Here is a 17357-nt window from a genome sequence, read left to right as displayed (position 1 = left end):
ATCGCGCAATCAGAAGTTCTGATTGCGCACCAGTTGTTCAAATTTTTCAGCGGGCAAAGGTTTACTGCATAAATAGCCTTGATAATAATCACAGCCTTGCTGACGCAGGAACTCCAGCTGTGCCTGTTGTTCAACCCCTTCAGCCAGAGCTTTTAATCCGAGAATATGTGCCATAGAGATAATAGCAGTGACTATGGCCTGACTTTCAGTATTCTCTGCCACATCATCAATAAAACTTTTATCTATTTTCAGTACATCCAACTGATAACGTTGTAAATAAGCAAAGGAGGAATAGCCTGTGCCAAAGTCATCAATGGCAAGATTGACCCCCATTTGATGCAAATCAGACAGCACCAGCTCAGCTTGTTGTTCACGTGACATAATGGCGCTCTCCGTGAGTTCAAGCTCCAGGAACCTGGCAGGGAAGCCCGTCTCATTTAGGATCTGCGCTGTCTGAGCTCCAATATTTCCATGACTGAACTGATGTGAAGATAAATTCACGGCTAGTTTCAGATCGGGTAAACCTGCTTCGCGCCACAAGGCCCCTTGACGACAGGTTTGTGCGAGCACCCAATCCCCTATAGATCCAATCAGTCCTGTATCTTCCGCTATGGGAATAAAACGTGCTGGCGCTATCAGTCCCTCGATAGGATCATTCCAGCGCACCAAGGCTTCAGCACCCACAATGCGGCCGGTTTCGATCTCGAGCTGTGGTTGGTAATACACCAAAAACTGATCCTGCGCCAAAGCTCCACGCAAGCGAGCTTCTAAATCAATACGCTGGCGGGCATACAGAGTTAAATCATCAGAGTAATACGCAAAACGCCCCCGCCCCTGCTCTTTCGCTCGGTACAAGGCAGCATCGGCGTTGCTGAGTAACGTCTCTCCTTCTGTGCCATGATCCGGATACACAGAAATACCAATACTTGCACCAATCCTGACTTCCGCATTGTTACTTAACAGCCAGGGTTGACTCATGTCGTTGATCAATTGGGTCGCGAAACGAGCGGCATCTTCACTTTGATGTAGTTGCTCCAGCAGAATAATAAATTCATCTCCACCAAAGCGGGCCACAGTATCTATTTCACGTAAACGTTGTTTCAAAGAGGCAGCCACCAGTTTTAACAACTCATCACCGGCTGGGTGACCAAAACTGTCGTTAATGTACTTAAAGCGATCGAGATCCATCATCAGTACCGCAAACTGATGCTGATCCCGTTTCGCTAAATCCACCGCATTTTGTAGCCGTGAGCTCATCAGCAAGCGATTCGGTAAGTCAGTCAGCACATCATGATGCGCCAGATACGCCAATTCCTGCTCCGACGCTTTTAACTGGGTAATATCTGCAAAGACAGCTACATAATGACTAATATCCCCGGCAGCGTCGAGAATAGTACTGATACTGAGCAGCTCAGGGTAGATTTCTCCGTTTTTACGCCTGTTCCACACTTCTCCCTGCCAGTGTCCCTGCTCAGAAAGTTCCTGCCACATTTGAGTGTAAAAGGCCTGATCGTGCCGTCCTGATGAAAACATCGCAGGAGTATTGCCTATGACTTCAGACTCTTTATAACCTAACATCTGCAATAACGACTGATTCACCTGAATGATACGGTTGGACGCATCCGTTACCATAATCCCCTCTCGGGTACTTTCAAACACAGCTGCAGCCTGCTGCAGGGACGATTCAAACTGTTGGCGTTTCACCGCGTTGCCTAAAGCTGTTGCCAGCATTTTTAGAGCATCCAGTTCAACCTGATTCCACTCGCGGCATCTGTGATGCTGCTCAACACCAAGTAATCCCCACCAGACACCATCGACCATCACTGGCATCAGAGCTATGGCCTGAATACGGAAACGTTTCAGTACAGGTTGCAACATCGGATCCATGTCTTTTGCCTGCCCTGCAACCATATTTCCTTTCATTAATTGCTCAATCGCCGGATACCAGCGGGATAACCTATGGTTTAACTGTTTGAAGGTACGGACATGTTCTTTTTGATCTCTGCGCCACTGCGTCAACAGAGCACCACTGATCAGCTCTTGTTGCACTGTATTCTTGTACAAATAGATAGCGTCCACATCCAAAGCTCGGGTGATAGACGGCAACATACTGCGTAATAACTGTAACCAGTCACTGTGCTGTAAAAAACGAGCCGCCATATCGGCAAGATTCGACATCACTAAAGCTCTTTGCTTTAGTTCCCGACGAAAGTGCACTTCAGCGCTAATATCATCAACTGTCACTAAAACACCAGACAACTGCTCTTGCTCAAATAAGGGTTCAGCATTTACCTTGAGCCAGCGTTGCACCTGACCACGTTCTATGCCCATCACCACATCGCGCACAGGTCCGCCGGTACGCAACACCTCATTGCTTGGATAAAGTTCGGTGGGGTATTGAGAACCGTCTTCATAAATGGTTTTCCACTCTTCGGCTCTTGGCTCCTGAGCTCGCATTTCTGCCAGACTGCAGTTGAGCATGCTCTCTGCAGCAGGATTCGCATCGACTATTGCCCCGGTTTTGTCGTGTAACACCAAGCCTTCAGACATGGTATTAAATAAGGTTTTCAGCTTATCACTGCTGGCTTCCTGCTCCAGTTTGGCTTGCCTGAGCTCAGTAATATCAACCATAGCTCCGATAATATGCTGCTGCCCTTTTGTGAGCTCAGGTAGTAAACGCAAGTCATCCCGAATAAAACGTAAATAGCCAGCGGCATCAAAAAAGCGATACTCATGACGATAATGACCATGCAACAAGGTTTGCTCGATGGCGAGTTCTGCCCTGGCTTTATCGTCGGGATGAACGCCCTTCTCCCACCATTGTTCCCGTAAGGATTGTTCTACACTGTACCCAAATAAACGCTCGACATTGCTACTCACCCAACTGGTTCTGCACTGGCTGCCATCTAACTCAATACGATGTAATACGGTCGAACTGGCCGCCAAAATAGCATCCAGTTGCTGTGAGTTTTGCAGCAGTTGCTGGTGGCTACGACTTAAATCTGCATAAAGCTGACGCTTTTCTGTCACATCATCAAAGGTAGCCAACAGCTGGTCGGGTTGGCCTTCCTGACTAAATCGTTGCATCATCAATTTGATGGTTAAAACACGACCTGATTGATGTTGCAGCTGAATATCGCTCTGGGCCAGATTTTGATCTTTAGATGCAAAACTGGTTGCCATAAATTGTTCGGGGTTTAATGCCAAATCACGCAAGGACAACCTGAGTAATTGTGCTTCGGAGTAGCCCAACAAAGACTGCAGTTTTTGATTGACCCGGATAAAAGGCTGATGAGTGCGGGATAATATGGCCATACCAGAAAATGGCATATCGAAAAATGCCTGAACCGTTTTATCCTGCTCCGTTTGTTTAGCCGCTAATGCCAGTTGATGTGACTGCATCAATTCGCGCCAATACAACAAAGCACCCAGCACCATTAGCATCAACAAGGTGCCGGAGATCATCGACAGCCACAGCAGCAAGGTATCTAAAGGCTGCAATACTTCCGCTACATCTATTTTGCTGACCAGCATCCAGTTGGTTTGCTGTATCGGTGTATAAGCGCCCAGTACTTGCTGATGGCGGTAATCTAACTCTTCAGCCGTATTAAATTGACGCTGCCTCAATGCCTTTGCAACCAACAGCGGGCCATCAATATCAGTATCAGTATCAGTATCAGTATCGTGTGTCGCAGAGAGTTGCGGGTGACGCAATGGATTTAAAAACACCACAGAACGACCTCGCTGCTGTACCAGCAGCACTTCAGCGGTCGGACTGGACACAGGCCAGTTTTGAATAGATGGAAATAAATACAGGCTGGTATCCACCACAAAGACCAACTGATAAATCTGTTGCCCTATCGCCAGTGGTATAAACCAGCTTAATTGGCAATATCCGTCCATGTTGCTGTGATCGCATTGGGTGGCTGGCTGAGCCTGGTCTTGTCCGGCAGACCAGACATCGAATTTTAGAGGGCTTCCTAATAAAAGTCGTTGCTTACCCTTGGGGTCAAGTAACAATACGGAATGAAAGGAGTGCTCGGTAATCAGAGCGGCCAATCGATTTTGTACCTGTGTGATATGTGTTCCTTGCTCAAGGTAATGCTGTAATTCTTGCCGGAATGAACTGTCTCGGGATAACCCATTGATATCGTATTGCCGCTCCGCCAACCAGAGTTCTAACTGCTGTTTTTTAATCTCAGTGACGTTGCGCAGATCGGCCAGGGCTTGTGTTTTTAGCTGGCTACCATGAATCGATTTGGTGATGTAAGCCATAGCGGGTATAGCTAGCAAAAACGCCAAAATAACAGCAATAACACGTAATTGTTTGTATCGTACTGAAACGACAGAATCAAAAAACTGCTGTTTTCGCCAGGTGGCCAATAGCACATAAATGATGCAGCCGCTGATACATACAAAAGCCACTCCTTTGACTGTGCCCAATAATGAATTTACTTCAGGATCACTGATGGTCAGATGCAATAAATGGTCGGAACCAAAAATCCACAGCAACGCAAAACCACAGTACAGCAGTACAATTCGAATAGCAGTTAAGGGGTAAGCAGGTTTAGTCATGTCTGTCCGTGTCGTTTATTTTTCTGATCTGGTTCGAGCTGTAAGGCCTGCCTCTGTACTTTAGATAAAGATTGGAGCACCAATAGTCTGGAGTGATCGATTTGTCTTTTTATTTCCAGCTCCGGCACAGTGTTATCTAAACGCAGCGTATTCCAGTGTTTTTTATTCATATGATAACCGGGGCTTATCGCCGGAAAAATATCTCGCAAAGCCAAAGCTTCATCCGGATCACATTTCAAATTCAGTCGCGCTTCGCCCTGTCCAGTGAATAGGATAGCAAAGATTTTACCTTTTATTTTATAGACATAGAGATCGGGACCAAAAGGAAAATCCTCCTCGCTTCCCATCAACTCAAGGCAGTAATGACGCACATCGGAAAATTGCATAGACATCATCCGGCTGATTGCTGCAGTAAAGAAACACAACGCAAATTACAAAAATAAAGAAGGCTGCACAGGCAGCCTTCCGCGAACAGAACCGCTTATTTGCTGGTATGCAATTTCATCCAGTCAAAGACTTCGTTGTACCAACGCTCGGCATTACGTGGTTTTAAAATCCAGTGGTTTTCATCAGGGAATATCACCAGTTTGGATTCAATACCTTTGCGCTGTAAGGTAGTAAAAGCCGCTAGTCCCTGCGCATAAGGCACGCGGTAGTCTTTTAAGCCGTGGATCACCAACATAGGCGTTTTCCAGTTATCGACAAAAGCTGACGGATTAAACTTCTGATAATCGCCGTCTTTGTTCCAAACCGGGCCGCCCATGTCATGTTCAGGGAACCACAACTCTTCGGTACTGCCATAAAAACTTGGCATATCAAATAAACCAGCATGATTGACTAAACATTTAAAACCTTCAGGCCAGTTACCAGCAATCCAGTTCATCATATAACCGCCGTAGGATGCACCCAAAGCGCAGGCGTTTTTGCCATCCAGCCACTTTTCTTTTTCAGTGATAAAAGCTAAACCTTTTTGTAAATCAATCAGTGGCTTGCCACCCCAGTCGCGGGCAATAGAGTCAGTAAAAGCCTGACCATAGCCAGTCGAGCCGTGGAAGTCGATCATCACGACGCCATAGCCCTGAGCGGCCCATAACTGCGCATTCCAGCGGTAGTTAAACATGTTACCAAAGCTGCCTTGCGGGCCACCATGCACGATAAAAGCAATGGGGTATTGCTTACCTTCTTTGTAATTGACAGGCTTCATCCAGTAACCATGCACCGTTTCGTCATTGGCTCCAGGGAAATTAAACTGAGCAAATTCAGCAAACTGAATATCTGCCAACGCCTCTTTGTTGATTTGAGTTAAAGCGGCTGGCGCTCCGGCTTCAGCAGTGATTTGGTAAATATCCGTAGGTTTATCCAGGCTATGATTAGTAAAAATAAGTTTGTTGCCTGCCACATTTAAGTCACCGGCAGTGCCCTCTGCATAGACTTTGCTGATATCACCAAAACTGGTGTTGATAGAGAAAATACCGTGCTGGCCCGTGTCTTGTGCTGTGACATAAATAGTTCTGTTGTCCGCTCCAAACTTGTAGTCACTGATGGACCTGTCCCATTCTGGTGCCAGCTCTTTGCGCTGACCTGTCACCATATCCAATAAAATCAAACCAAAACGATCGGCCTCGTACACTGGTTTTTTCATCGCAAGGTAGGCCATAAAGCGACCATCGCTGGAAAATGAAGGTTTGGCATCCCAGGCTGCGTTATCGCGGGTTAAATTGACTTTTTCGCCACCTTTAACCGATACCTGAAAAATATCAAAGTTGGTATGCCAGGCTTGATCGACACCTGGAATTTTCGCGCTGAATACCAGATTTTTACCATCTGGCGTAAATGACACTTCTTTAATACCAGCAATGTCGGTATTCCATTCTGGCAATAAGTCTTTGGCATCTGTGACTTTTTTGCCCGTTAAATCTGCTATGTATAAATGACTTCTGAATTCATCCGCCCAGGTATCCCAATGCCTTACCATCAACTGGTCGTAGACCATAGCACTGTCTTGTTGTCCGGCTTTGATTTGTTTCGCTTCGACGGTGCAGGACAAGGTTTCGCAACCCGGCTTTGCGGCCATTTGCAGTACAATTTTACTGTTGTCTTCTGCGACTAAGAAACCATCAACATCCAAAGGCAAATCCGTGATTTGTTGAGCTTCACCACCAGTTACAGGCAAACGCCAGACTTGCGAGGTCCCTGAACGGCCGGCGATAAAATACAGCGCACTGCCATCATGGCTCCAGGCTACACTGTGTTCTTTGTCGTCGTTAAAGGTTAAACGGCTGACTTTATTGTTTTGCTGCAAATCAATCAAATACAGATCGGCACTAGTATCTGCTGGAGCAAAGCCGCCATTTTTTTGGCCATACACCAAGTAACGACCATCAGGGGATACTACGACATCGTAAACTTTGTTGAGTTTATTTAAGTGTTCAATAGTAAGTGGGGTTTTGGCAACAGCAGCACCGCTTAACAAAGCCGCGGTCAGAAAGATCAAGGCTTTCATAGATTCTCCCGGTAGAAAAACGCCCTGAGGGTCAGGGCGTTATGTATTAATTTTAGTTATTGGCAAGTTCAGCTATCTTCACTTTCCAAATAGCAGGTCCTTGTTTATGCACGTTATTTCCCTGACTGTCAACCGCCACAGTGACAGGCATGTCTTCAACGTCAAACTCGTAAATCGCTTCCATACCTAAGTCGGCAAACGCGACAACGCGGGACTTTTTAATAGCTTTAGAAACTAAATACGCAGCACCACCGACCGCCATTAAATAGACAGCTTTGTGCTCTTTAATGCTTTCTACGGTTTTGTCGCCGCGCTCAGACTTACCAATCATGCCAAGCAGGCCAGTTTGACCTAACATCATGTCGGTAAATTTATCCATACGGGTGGCTGTGGTTGGACCGGCTGGGCCTACGACTTCAGAACCTACAGCATCGACAGGACCGACGTAATAAATAAAACGATTTTTAAAATCGACGCCTTCTGGCAGCGCTTCGCCTTTCGCTAACATATCAGCGATACGTTTATGCGCCGCATCGCGCCCTGTCAACATTTTGCCCGACAGGAGCACAGTTTCACCTGCTTTCCACTCCAGCACATCTGCAGGAGTCACTGTATCCAAATTCACTCGGCGAACATTGTTGCCCAGCTCCCAGGTCACTTCTGGCCAATCTTCCAGCTTCGGAGGTGTCAACACCGCAGGGCCTGAACCATCTAAATGGAAGTGCACATGACGGGTCGCAGCACAGTTCGGGATCATCACCACTGGTTTTGACGCTGCATGAGTAGCGACAGATTTGATTTTTACATCCACCACTGTAGTTAAACCACCCAGGCCCTGAGCACCGATGCCCAGTTTATTGACCTTGTCGTACAGCTCAACCCGCAGTTTTTCGTCGGCTGTTTCAGCACCTTTTTCCAGTAAGTCCTGAATATCCACAGGCTCCATCAGGGCTTCTTTGGCAAGCACTGCTGCTTTTTCTGCCGTACCGCCAATACCTATACCTAACATGCCTGGTGGACACCAGCCAGCACCCATTTTCGGCAGCGTTTCCAGCACCCACTCCACCACTGAATCCGATGGATTGAGCATCACCATTTTGGTTTTGTTTTCGCTACCGCCGCCTTTAGCCGCAATAGCCACTTCCACATGATGACCCGGGATCATATCGATATGCACTACAGAAGGTGTGTTGTCCTGGGTATTTTTGCGGGCACCTGCAGGGTCAGCCACAATAGAGGCGCGCAGCGGATTATGTGGGTTCAGGTAAGCACGACGTGTACCTTCATCCACCATTTGCTGCACTGTCATATCGGTTTTATCCCATTTGACATCCATACCGATTTTAACAAAACAGGTGACAATACCTGTGTCCTGACAAATAGGTCTGTTGCCTTCAGCCGACATGCGGGAATTGATCAGGATTTGGGCTATAGCATCTTTGGCGGCCTGATTTTGTTCTTTGTGATAGGCCTTTTCAAGCGCCTGAACAAAATCCAGCGGGTGATAAAAAGAGATGTACTGCAACGCATCTTCGATGCTGTCGATAAAGTCTTGCTGGCGAATTACGGTCATGTTCTTTGTGCCCTTCTGTTTTCCCCGCCGCTGTTGAAACTGCAGCTTTATTGACTTCGATTTTCACCCCGCACGCATAGTGGCCTATGTTTCCGGGGATTCACTCGCTGTCGTTACGCTGAAATTCCAATAACTTAGGGTAACATTATCTTTTCTTGTGTTTTGGCCTCTGTCTGTTCTGCATCCAGACAAAGCGGCTTTTCCTGTGTTCAGGTTAACTAATATCAGTTGGGCTGATATCATACAGCGCAACAGATCCAGCGGCTAGTCAACAAGCGTATTTTTGCCGGAATTAGCCCGTTTTATGAGACGACTTATGTCACAGTTTTTGAAGTTAGATGCCAAAGTGCCGCATCTGCTGGAGTATTTTTCTGCCGTAGCTTCAGAGCCATGGGCCATGTTGCTCGACTCAGCGGCAAGTAATCACGTCAATAGCCGCTTTGATATTCTGGTGGCTCGCCCTGTCGCGACCCTTGTCTATCAGCAGGGTCAATTAATCCAAACCGAACGAGGCCAACCTCAGTTGTTGCAAATGGATCCTTTTGGCGCCTTGCAGCAACTTATCCATACTTATTTTCCGGATACCCCCACGTTATCAGACCATGCTGATTTACCTTTTATCGGCGGCGCTTTAGGTTATTTTGCTTATGACTTAGGCACAGTGATTGAACCCGTGCCACAAGCGACAGATGCAGGAACTTTGCTTCCTGATATGGCGGTTGGTATTTATCTCTGGGCCCTGATTTTAGATAAACAACAGCAACAACTGTGGTATGTCGATTACCGGGGCAATGCGGCTGCGCACTGGACAGAAAATGCAGCACTTTTTAATAATACAGCTGACATCACACCTTTTGAACTCACAACAAAATGGCAAGCTAATATGGATAAAACAAGCTACAGCCAGAAGTTTGACCAGGTACAAAACTATCTGAAAAGTGGTGACTGTTACCAAATTAATTTAGCTCAGCGTTTTGAAGCCAGTTACAGCGGTGATGAATGGCAGGCCTATTTAACCTTACGCAGTAAAAATGCCGCTCCTTTTTCGGCTTTTTTGCGTTTGCCCCAAGGCGCCGTATTAAGTTTGTCGCCAGAGCGCTTTTTACAGCTCAAAGCAGGTCAGGTAGAAACCAAGCCAATTAAAGGCACCAGACCACGTTTTGCTGATGCCCAGCTTGATAAGCAAAGTGCCGATGAGCTGCAAACAGCCCCGAAAGACAGGGCAGAAAATGTGATGATTGTCGATTTACTGCGTAACGATTTAGGCAAACACTGTGTACCAGGCTCGGTCAAAGTACCTGCTTTATTTGCCATCGAGTCGTTTCCCGCAGTGCATCATTTGGTCAGCACTATTACCGGTACTTTAAGCCCAAGTGCTGACGCTTGTGATTTGTTGCGCGGCGCTTTTCCGGGTGGATCTATTACTGGCGCTCCTAAAGTGCGTGCCATGCAGATCATTGCTGAGTTAGAACCCAATAGTCGCTCTGTGTATTGCGGTGCTGTAGGCTATATCAACAGCTGCGGTGATATGGACAGCAATATCGCTATCCGCACTTTAGTTATGGCGCAAGGCAAAGCTTACTGCTGGGCCGGAGGCGGTATAGTGGCCGACTCACAGGTCGATGCCGAATACGCAGAGACCTTCCATAAGGTCAATAAGATCCTGCCTTTGCTCACTGAAACAACATCAGCCTTGATGGGCTAACCATATGAACCGGCAGCAGTTTTTACAACGTTTTTTCCTTCAACCAGCCAAAGGCTCTGTGTTGTTGCAGATGGAAAAAAGTAAAGCTGCTGCTGTACTGGTTGTATTAAGAGAGTATCAAGGCGAATTGCAACTGCTACTGACCAAACGCAGTTCTGACTTACGCCACCATCCGGGCCAAATCAGTTTCCCCGGCGGTAAGATGGAGGCAAATGAGCAAAGCCATCAGGCCGCTTTGCGTGAAACTCATGAAGAAACCGGTATCACTCCAGAGCAACTGCAGTTGATTGGCCAGCTCCCCAGCTACGCCACAGGTACTGGCTTTTTAATTCAGCCCTGGATCGCCTTGTTAAACCAAGAGGCGGAACTCAAACTGCAAGCCTCTGAAGTAGAATCGGCCTTTTGGCTGCCTTTGTCTTTCGTACTGGACTCACAAAACATTCACAGTGAATATTTTGCTATGCATGGCCAGTCGCATCTGGTGCACTTTATGCCCTATGGCCCACATCTGATCTGGGGCGCAACAGCGGCTATCCTCTATTCGTTAAAACAACAACTGCATTTTTACTGACTGTAACAAAATCAGCACAGCACCGCGTACAGTTTCTGCTGTACTAAGCACCGACCAGTTACAAAGCGAGTTACGAAATTCATTTGCTTCCGTTAGAATGGCGCCCAGTTCTTATAACGAAAAGCAGACTCCAATGATTATTAGTGCTTTTGATATGTTTAGCATTGGTATAGGCCCATCCAGTTCTCACACTGTAGGCCCAATGCGTGCCGCAAAAAAATTCTGTGAAAACCTGCAAGCCATGGGTTTATTTGATCAAGTAACCAGCGTTAAAGCTGAACTCTTTGGCTCTTTAGGCCAAACCGGTATTGGTCACGGGACAGGCAAAGCTGTCATTTTAGGTTTGTCCGGTTTTTTACCGGAAAACATTAACCCGGATGCAATCCCCGCTTTATTAAAATCCGTCGATGACACTCAACAAATTCTGCTGGATCAAAAGCATTCCGTCGCGTTCCCACGCGAAGGCGCTATCGTCTTTCACCGTCGCAAAACTTTAAAAGAGCATTCCAACGGCATGGAGCTGATCGCTTATGCTGGTCATGAAGTGTTGTTCAGCGAAATTTATTTCTCGATAGGTGGCGGTTTTATTGTTAAAGCGGAAGATTTTGCCAAAGAAAAAGAAGCCGCCAGTCAGTTTGCCGCTGACAACCCACCGCCTTTCCCTTTTGAAAGCGGTGCCGAGCTGATGAAGCTATGTAAGGAAAACGGTTTATCCATTGCAGGTTTGATGATGGAAAACGAAAAAGTGCTGCGTAGCGAGCAACAAATTCAGCAGGAGCTGGGTAAAATCTGGCAAACCATGTATGACTGTGTGCAGCGTGGCATTCGAACCGAGGGAATTTTACCTGGCGGTTTAAAGGTCAAACGCCGCGCCCCTGCCCTGCATAAACGCTTGATGGCGGAAAAAAGCTCCGATCCATTGCAAGTGATGGACTGGGTGAATTTATTTGCCTTAGCGGTCAATGAAGAAAACGCCGCTGGAGGCCGTGTAGTGACAGCACCGACTAATGGTGCCGCAGGTATTATTCCGGCCGTCTTGATGTATTACGACAAATACATTCAGCCTGTGACGCCGGACATTTACTGCCGTTACCTGTTAACAGCGGCCGCTATTGGTATTTTATATAAGAAAAATGCCTCAATTTCAGGTGCTGAAGTCGGCTGTCAAGGTGAAGTGGGGGTCGCTTGCTCTATGGCTGCAGGTGCTTTAACTGAGATCCTCGGCGGCTCTGTCGATCACGTCGAAAACGCTGCAGAAATTGGTATGGAACATAACCTGGGTTTAACTTGCGACCCTGTCGGCGGTTTAGTGCAGGTACCTTGTATTGAACGTAACGCGATGGGTTCTATTAAAGCCATCAACGCCTCACGCTTAGCTTTGCGTGGTACGGGTGAGCACAAAGTCACTTTGGATAAAGTGATAAAAACCATGTGGGATACAGGCCGTGATATGCAAAGCAAATACAAAGAAACGTCGCGCGGTGGGTTAGCCGTCAATATCATCGAATGCTAAATCCCCTGCGTCCTTGAAGCTGCTGCTTCGTTGGCTGCATCCACTCGCCCCGGTCACATAGTCAGCTATGTTCCCGGGGTCTCGTTTTCTTGCCGCCTCGCTGCAACATCAATGACTTTGGGGATTAGTCTGGCGTCCTTGAAGCTGCTGCTTCGTTGGCTGCCCCCTGCTTTTAAAATAAGAGTCTCGCCCCGGTCACATAGTCAGCTATGCTCCCGGGGTCTCGTTTGCTTGCCGCCTCGCTGTAACATCAATGACTTTGGGGATTAGTCTGGCGTCCTTGAAGCTGCAGCTTCGTTGGCTGCCCCTGCTTTTAAAATAAAAGTCTCGCCCCGGTCACATAGTCAGCTATGCTCCCGGGGTCTCGTTTGCTTGCCGCCTCGCTGTAACATCAATGACGTTGGGGATGAGTCTGAGTCCTTGAAACCAGTGCTTCGTTGCCGGCATACCCCATAAAAAAACCGCCTTTCGGCGGTCTTTTATGGGTGATGTCATTTCTGCTGTGGTAACTCATCCACTGTATAGGTTGTATCTTCAGCCTTTTTACGTCTGAATACCCCTAAAAAGTCATCGAGTATCACATACAAAGCGGGGATCAGCAGTAAAGTGATCACTGTCGCAAACAAAATACCGTAGGCCAGTGAAACCGCCATAGGCACCACAATTTGCGCTTGTAAGCTTTTCTCAAGCACTATAGGCGCAAGACCTAAGAAGGTGGTTAAAGATGTCAGCATAATAGGCCTGAAACGTCTGGTGCCAGCTCCAACCACAGCCTCTTTTAATGGGATACCATTGCGGCGCGACTCATTGACAAAATCCACCATCACCAGCGAATCATTGACTACAACCCCAGCCAATGCAATCAAACCGAACAAGGACATAATGCTGACACTAAGGCCCAGCAACATATGACCTAAAATGGCACCAATTAAACCAAAAGGGATCACTGACATAATAATCAGCGGCTGAGTATAGGATTTCAGCGGTATAGCCAACAGCGCATAAATCACAAACAATGCCAGCAGGAAACCTAAGGCTAAGTCAGTCATGGCGTCTGCTTCTTCCAGACTGGCCCCTTCCAATGCCGTCTCAATGCCGTATTTTTCTGCAAGTTTCGGCAGCACTTTGTCCTGTAACTCCTTCGTGATCTTCATAGGTTCGGCTAACGCTTTATCTACTGAAGCACTAATAGTGACGGAACGCTCACCATCTACCCTGTTGATCGCAGAATAACTGGGCTGAGCTTTGTATTCAGCGACTTGAGAAAATGGCACTTCGGCACCTGAGGCAGTGCGGATTTTCATATTCTCCAGATTGCCAACTGAACGACGCTCTTCTTTCGGATAACGCACCATCACTTTGACTTCTTCGCCATCACGCTGGATACGCTGAGCTTCAGCACCGTAAAAACCGTAACGAACCTGAGTGGCCAGGTCAGACAAGGTAATACCCAAAGCTTCAGCCTGAGGCTTAATCTTCAGCACTATTTCGTCGTTGCCACCACTGATACTGTCCTCAATATCATAAACGCCCTGATAGGCGACCATAGCAGCTTTTAACTCTTCAGTAGCTAAACGCAACTGATCAAGCTCTTTGCTTTTTAGCTGGAATGAGATATCACCGCCACCACCGCCACTGGTGGAAGAGAAAATTTGTAGTGTTTTTATGCCTGCAATTTCCGGGATTTGCTCGCGCCATAACCGGACGAACTCGTTGGCATCTATGTTACGACCTTCACTTTTCTCCAGTTCAATCACCAGCTCACCACGAGTGTCTGATTCGGTAAAGGTCAAGCGGTGCTTCATCAGCCCCTCTTCTCCCTTCGCCACGATTTGCTCGTTAGTTTTGACCAAAGCCGCTTCCAACTGCTGCATGGCTTGCACTGTCGCCTGACCTGATGAGCCTTCCATCATAGTTAAATTGGCATTAATAAAGTCACTTGGGATATTAGGAAAGAATACCCAACGTACATGACCACCAGCCATTAAACCTATCATCAGCACCATCATGGCGAAAAAGCTGGTCGCCGTGATGTAGCGATACTCAATGCACCACGCAATCGCCCTTTTGTAACGACCATAAACGAAACTGTCCGTTGCCCCAGATACTTTAAGACGAACAAACTTAAGTCCATTGCTGCAGGCACGACCTAAGCTGTAAAAAATGCCATGGCGATCTGGATCCCAGGGCTTACTGTCCATTGCAATTAAATGCGCGGGCAAAATAAACTTGGATTCGACCATAGAAAACAGCAGACAGAGGATCACTACCCAGGCGATAGACTCCCAAATCGGTCCTTGAGGACCACCGACCATCAACATAGGAATAAAGGCAGCAATGGTGGTTAACACACCAAAAGTGGCAGGCATAGCCACACGCTGAGCGCCGCGGATCACGGTCTCGGCGGATTTGCCGTATTTTTCAATTTCCGTGTAAGCACTCTCGCCTATGATGATGGCGTCATCCACCAGTATGCCCAGCACCAGAATAAAACCAAACAGACTGATCATATTGATCGACACATCAAACATCGACAAAGGCATCAGCGCTATAGTGCCAAGGAAACAGACCGGAATACCCACCATCACCCAAAAAGCGACACGAAATTCCAGAAACAACGTCAGACTGATCAGCACCAGTAAAGCGCCCATCAGCATATTGTCCGTCATCAGATCCAGCCGACCTTGCAGGTAATAACTCGAGTCGCCCCAATAATCTATATTCATACTATCGGGTAAATCAGCCTTTTTCTTCCCGACGTAGTCTTTCACCGCAGCCGCAATTTTTAAGGTATTGTCCTCGCCTACCGCATCCACTTTAATCGACACAGAAGGTTTGCCGTTAAAGGTAGAGTAAGACTCCATCTCGACAAAACCATCGTTCACTTTGGCGATATCACCCAATAATAAACGGGTACCATCGGCTCTGTTGATCAGCACTATGTCGGCAAAGTCTTGTTGACGGTAGGCCTGGCCTTTGGCACGGAGTAAAATATTGCCATTATCCGCTTTAATAGAACCACCGGGTAAATCCACAGAACTGCCACGCACTGCAGTCACAATCTGGTTAAAGGTCAGGCCATATTCGCGTAGCTTATGCTCTGACACCTCGATGGAGACCTCGTAGTCCAAAGCCCCAACCACTTCCACTTTGCTAACACCAGGCAGTTTTTTCAGCTCGTCCCGCACATCTTTGGCAAATTCTTTTAAGCCGCGTTGGTCGGTATCGCCATAGACAGATAACCACAGCACATTGCTCTGGAATTTAGTGTTGTACACTACCGGACGTTCTGTTTGTTCGGGAAAAGATGAGATAGAGTCCACCTGCATCTTAATTTCGTTCATCACTTCCTGAATATCATATCCGGATTGAATTTCCACATTGACAGTGGCTAAACCTTCCACCGCATTAGAGCGGATTTTTTTAATTCCATTGAGACTTCGTAAGGATTCCTCAATTTTATCAACTATACCTTCTTCCACTTCCTGCGGCGCAGCCCCCAGATAAGCCACCCGAATGGTGACCTGCTCTAATTGAATCTCAGGGAAGGTTTGCTTTTTAATAGTGAATACACTGGCGATACCTGCCAGCAATAAAATAACCATCAATAAATTAGATGCCACGCTATTGCGGGCAAACCAGGCTAACCAGCCTTTATGGGTTTGATCCAATGGCTGCATTAGCGTTTCTCTCCGTTCTCAGTGGCCGCTATCGCTGTTTTCTCTTTTTCTGCATGATCGACTGCCGTATCAGCCGAGGTACGCAATGCCATACCTTCCAAAGGATTAGCAATAGCGGTCAGTACTAATTGTTCAGCAGAATCTAAGCCAGCACTGATATAAGCGTACTCTTCGTCCATCCGTTGTACGGTAACAGAGCGAATATGCAGCTTATTGTCTTTACTTATGGTCAGCACCTTTTGATCTGGCTTTAATAAGTGCCGCTCAACCAACACCAGATTGTCGCCTGATTTACCATCGATACGGGCTTTGACAAAACGGCCAAAACGCAATGGAGCCTGACCGTCTGATTTTAAACGATAAGGATCTTTGATTTCGGCTACAGCATAAATAACCCGATTTTCATCATCCAGCATGCCTTCAGTACGCACCAGTCTGGCCTGCCAGTTCAGTGGCTGTCCTGCCACCTCTGCCGATAACAACACTTCAGGTTGCTGCTGCTCTGAGGTGGTGAAACCAGGCATATTTAAATAGCCCACATCGTTATCTGACAAAGGCAAGCGGACTTCCGCCACTTCTGTGCCATAAATAGTGCCCAGGTTAAAACCACGGCTGATAAACTGGCCAATGTTGGCATTTTTAACTTTGACTATGCCATCGTAGGGAGCCCGTATTTCAGTACGAATTAAATTGCGGCGGGCGTTTTCAAGTTCAGCCTCAGCAGAACGCACATTCGCCAGTTCCTGTGCCAATTGGGGACGGCGTAAACCCAGTTCAGGAGCTTTACCTGCGCTGAACTCACTCCACTCCTTTGCCGCTACTTTACCTCGGGCTTTTTCTTCCTCTAATAACGCCTGAGCGCGGGCCAGATTCGCCTCGGCCAATTTAACCGCCGTTTGATAATCGTATTGCTCGACCTGGATCAATAAGTCTCCGGCGCGGAAAAATCCCCCTTCGATAAAGTTATCCGCTACTTTAACAATAACTCCATTTACTTCAGAGGTTAGGCTGGTGATCACTTTAGGCTGCACTGTTCCCTGAGACCAGACCTGATAAGTCAGGTTTTGTCGACTGACAGGTTTGACTTCAACAAACAAATCTTTACGTGTTTCTTTTTTTTGCTCTGGTGGTTTTTTTCCCGCAACCAGAGCTGAAGCAATAATTACAGCGCCCAGCACAATTAATACAGGAACCCCAGCTTTCACCCACTTACCCGCCATTTTTAGTCCTTTAGTCA

9 protein-coding genes are annotated in these 17357 nt (G+C 47.1%); 3 read left to right on the top strand and 6 right to left on the bottom strand.

Features of this window, described 5'->3' with window-relative positions:
• Nucleotides 1-9: 9 nt before the first annotated feature.
• From IEW88_RS08830 to IEW88_RS08815, 4 genes are all read right to left on the bottom strand, one after another.
• Nucleotides 10-4575: a sensor domain-containing protein gene (locus IEW88_RS08830; protein WP_147903684.1), complete on the bottom strand. Its 4566-nt coding sequence runs from the start codon at nt 4573-4575 to the stop codon at nt 10-12.
• A complete protein-coding gene (locus tag IEW88_RS08825) occupies nt 4572-4961 on the bottom strand; it encodes an MmcQ/YjbR family DNA-binding protein (protein WP_185148561.1) in 390 nt (129 codons plus the stop codon). Before IEW88_RS08825 ends, IEW88_RS08830 begins: the two co-directional genes overlap by 4 nt.
• A 95-nt stretch (nt 4962-5056) precedes the next feature.
• Entirely contained in the window at nt 5057-7078 is a 2022-nt protein-coding gene (locus IEW88_RS08820) for a S9 family peptidase (protein WP_147903685.1), read from the bottom strand.
• A gap of 52 nt (nt 7079-7130) precedes the next feature.
• Complete coding sequence (locus IEW88_RS08815; RefSeq protein WP_147903686.1) at nt 7131-8651, bottom strand: fumarate hydratase; 1521 nt, start codon at nt 8649-8651, stop codon at nt 7131-7133.
• Between the two features lie 316 nt (nt 8652-8967).
• On the opposite strand from IEW88_RS08815, the gene pabB reads away from it, so the two are divergent.
• The 3 genes from pabB (at nt 8968) to IEW88_RS08800 (ending at nt 12440) form a co-directional block, all read left to right on the top strand.
• Nucleotides 8968-10356: an aminodeoxychorismate synthase component I gene (gene pabB, locus IEW88_RS08810; protein WP_147903687.1), complete on the top strand. Its 1389-nt coding sequence runs from the start codon at nt 8968-8970 to the stop codon at nt 10354-10356.
• Between the two features lie 4 nt (nt 10357-10360).
• Entirely contained in the window at nt 10361-10927 is a 567-nt protein-coding gene (locus IEW88_RS08805; RefSeq protein ID WP_147903688.1) for a CoA pyrophosphatase, read from the top strand.
• A 133-nt stretch (nt 10928-11060) separates the two neighbouring features.
• Nucleotides 11061-12440 carry an L-serine ammonia-lyase gene (locus IEW88_RS08800; RefSeq protein WP_082335855.1) on the top strand — a complete coding sequence of 460 codons (1380 nt, stop codon included), beginning with the start codon at nt 11061-11063 and terminating at the stop codon, nt 12438-12440.
• 491 nt (nt 12441-12931) lie between these two features.
• On the opposite strand, the gene IEW88_RS08795 is transcribed toward IEW88_RS08800, so the two are convergent.
• Together IEW88_RS08795 and IEW88_RS08790 are read right to left on the bottom strand one after the other, a co-directional pair.
• Nucleotides 12932-16120, bottom strand: coding sequence for an efflux RND transporter permease subunit (locus IEW88_RS08795; protein ID WP_147903689.1), 3189 nt, complete (start codon nt 16118-16120; stop codon nt 12932-12934).
• On the bottom strand, nt 16120-17340 hold the full coding sequence (locus tag IEW88_RS08790) for an efflux RND transporter periplasmic adaptor subunit (protein ID WP_053425977.1): 1221 nt from the start codon (nt 17338-17340) through the stop codon (nt 16120-16122). The genes IEW88_RS08795 and IEW88_RS08790 overlap by 1 nt, the downstream gene beginning before the upstream one ends.
• Nucleotides 17341-17357: the final 17 nt, after the last annotated feature.

The sequence above is a fragment of the Rheinheimera tangshanensis genome, assembly GCF_014645135.1.
Lineage (GTDB): Bacteria > Pseudomonadota > Gammaproteobacteria > Enterobacterales > Alteromonadaceae > Pararheinheimera > Pararheinheimera tangshanensis.
This window is presented reverse-complemented; position numbering and strand designations above follow the sequence as displayed.

Coding starts and splice junctions, on each gene's coding strand:
- IEW88_RS08830 (WP_147903684.1), bottom strand. CDS start 4,575: ATGACTAAACCTGCTTACCCCTTAACTGCTATTCGAATTGTACTGCTG.
- IEW88_RS08825 (WP_185148561.1), bottom strand. CDS start 4,961: ATGCAATTTTCCGATGTGCGTCATTACTGCCTTGAGTTGATGGGAAGC.
- IEW88_RS08820 (WP_147903685.1), bottom strand. CDS start 7,078: ATGAAAGCCTTGATCTTTCTGACCGCGGCTTTGTTAAGCGGTGCTGCT.
- IEW88_RS08815 (WP_147903686.1), bottom strand. CDS start 8,651: ATGACCGTAATTCGCCAGCAAGACTTTATCGACAGCATCGAAGATGCG.
- pabB (WP_147903687.1), top strand. CDS start 8,968: ATGTCACAGTTTTTGAAGTTAGATGCCAAAGTGCCGCATCTGCTGGAG.
- IEW88_RS08805 (WP_147903688.1), top strand. CDS start 10,361: ATGAACCGGCAGCAGTTTTTACAACGTTTTTTCCTTCAACCAGCCAAA.
- IEW88_RS08800 (WP_082335855.1), top strand. CDS start 11,061: ATGATTATTAGTGCTTTTGATATGTTTAGCATTGGTATAGGCCCATCC.
- IEW88_RS08795 (WP_147903689.1), bottom strand. CDS start 16,120: ATGCAGCCATTGGATCAAACCCATAAAGGCTGGTTAGCCTGGTTTGCC.
- IEW88_RS08790 (WP_053425977.1), bottom strand. CDS start 17,340: ATGGCGGGTAAGTGGGTGAAAGCTGGGGTTCCTGTATTAATTGTGCTG.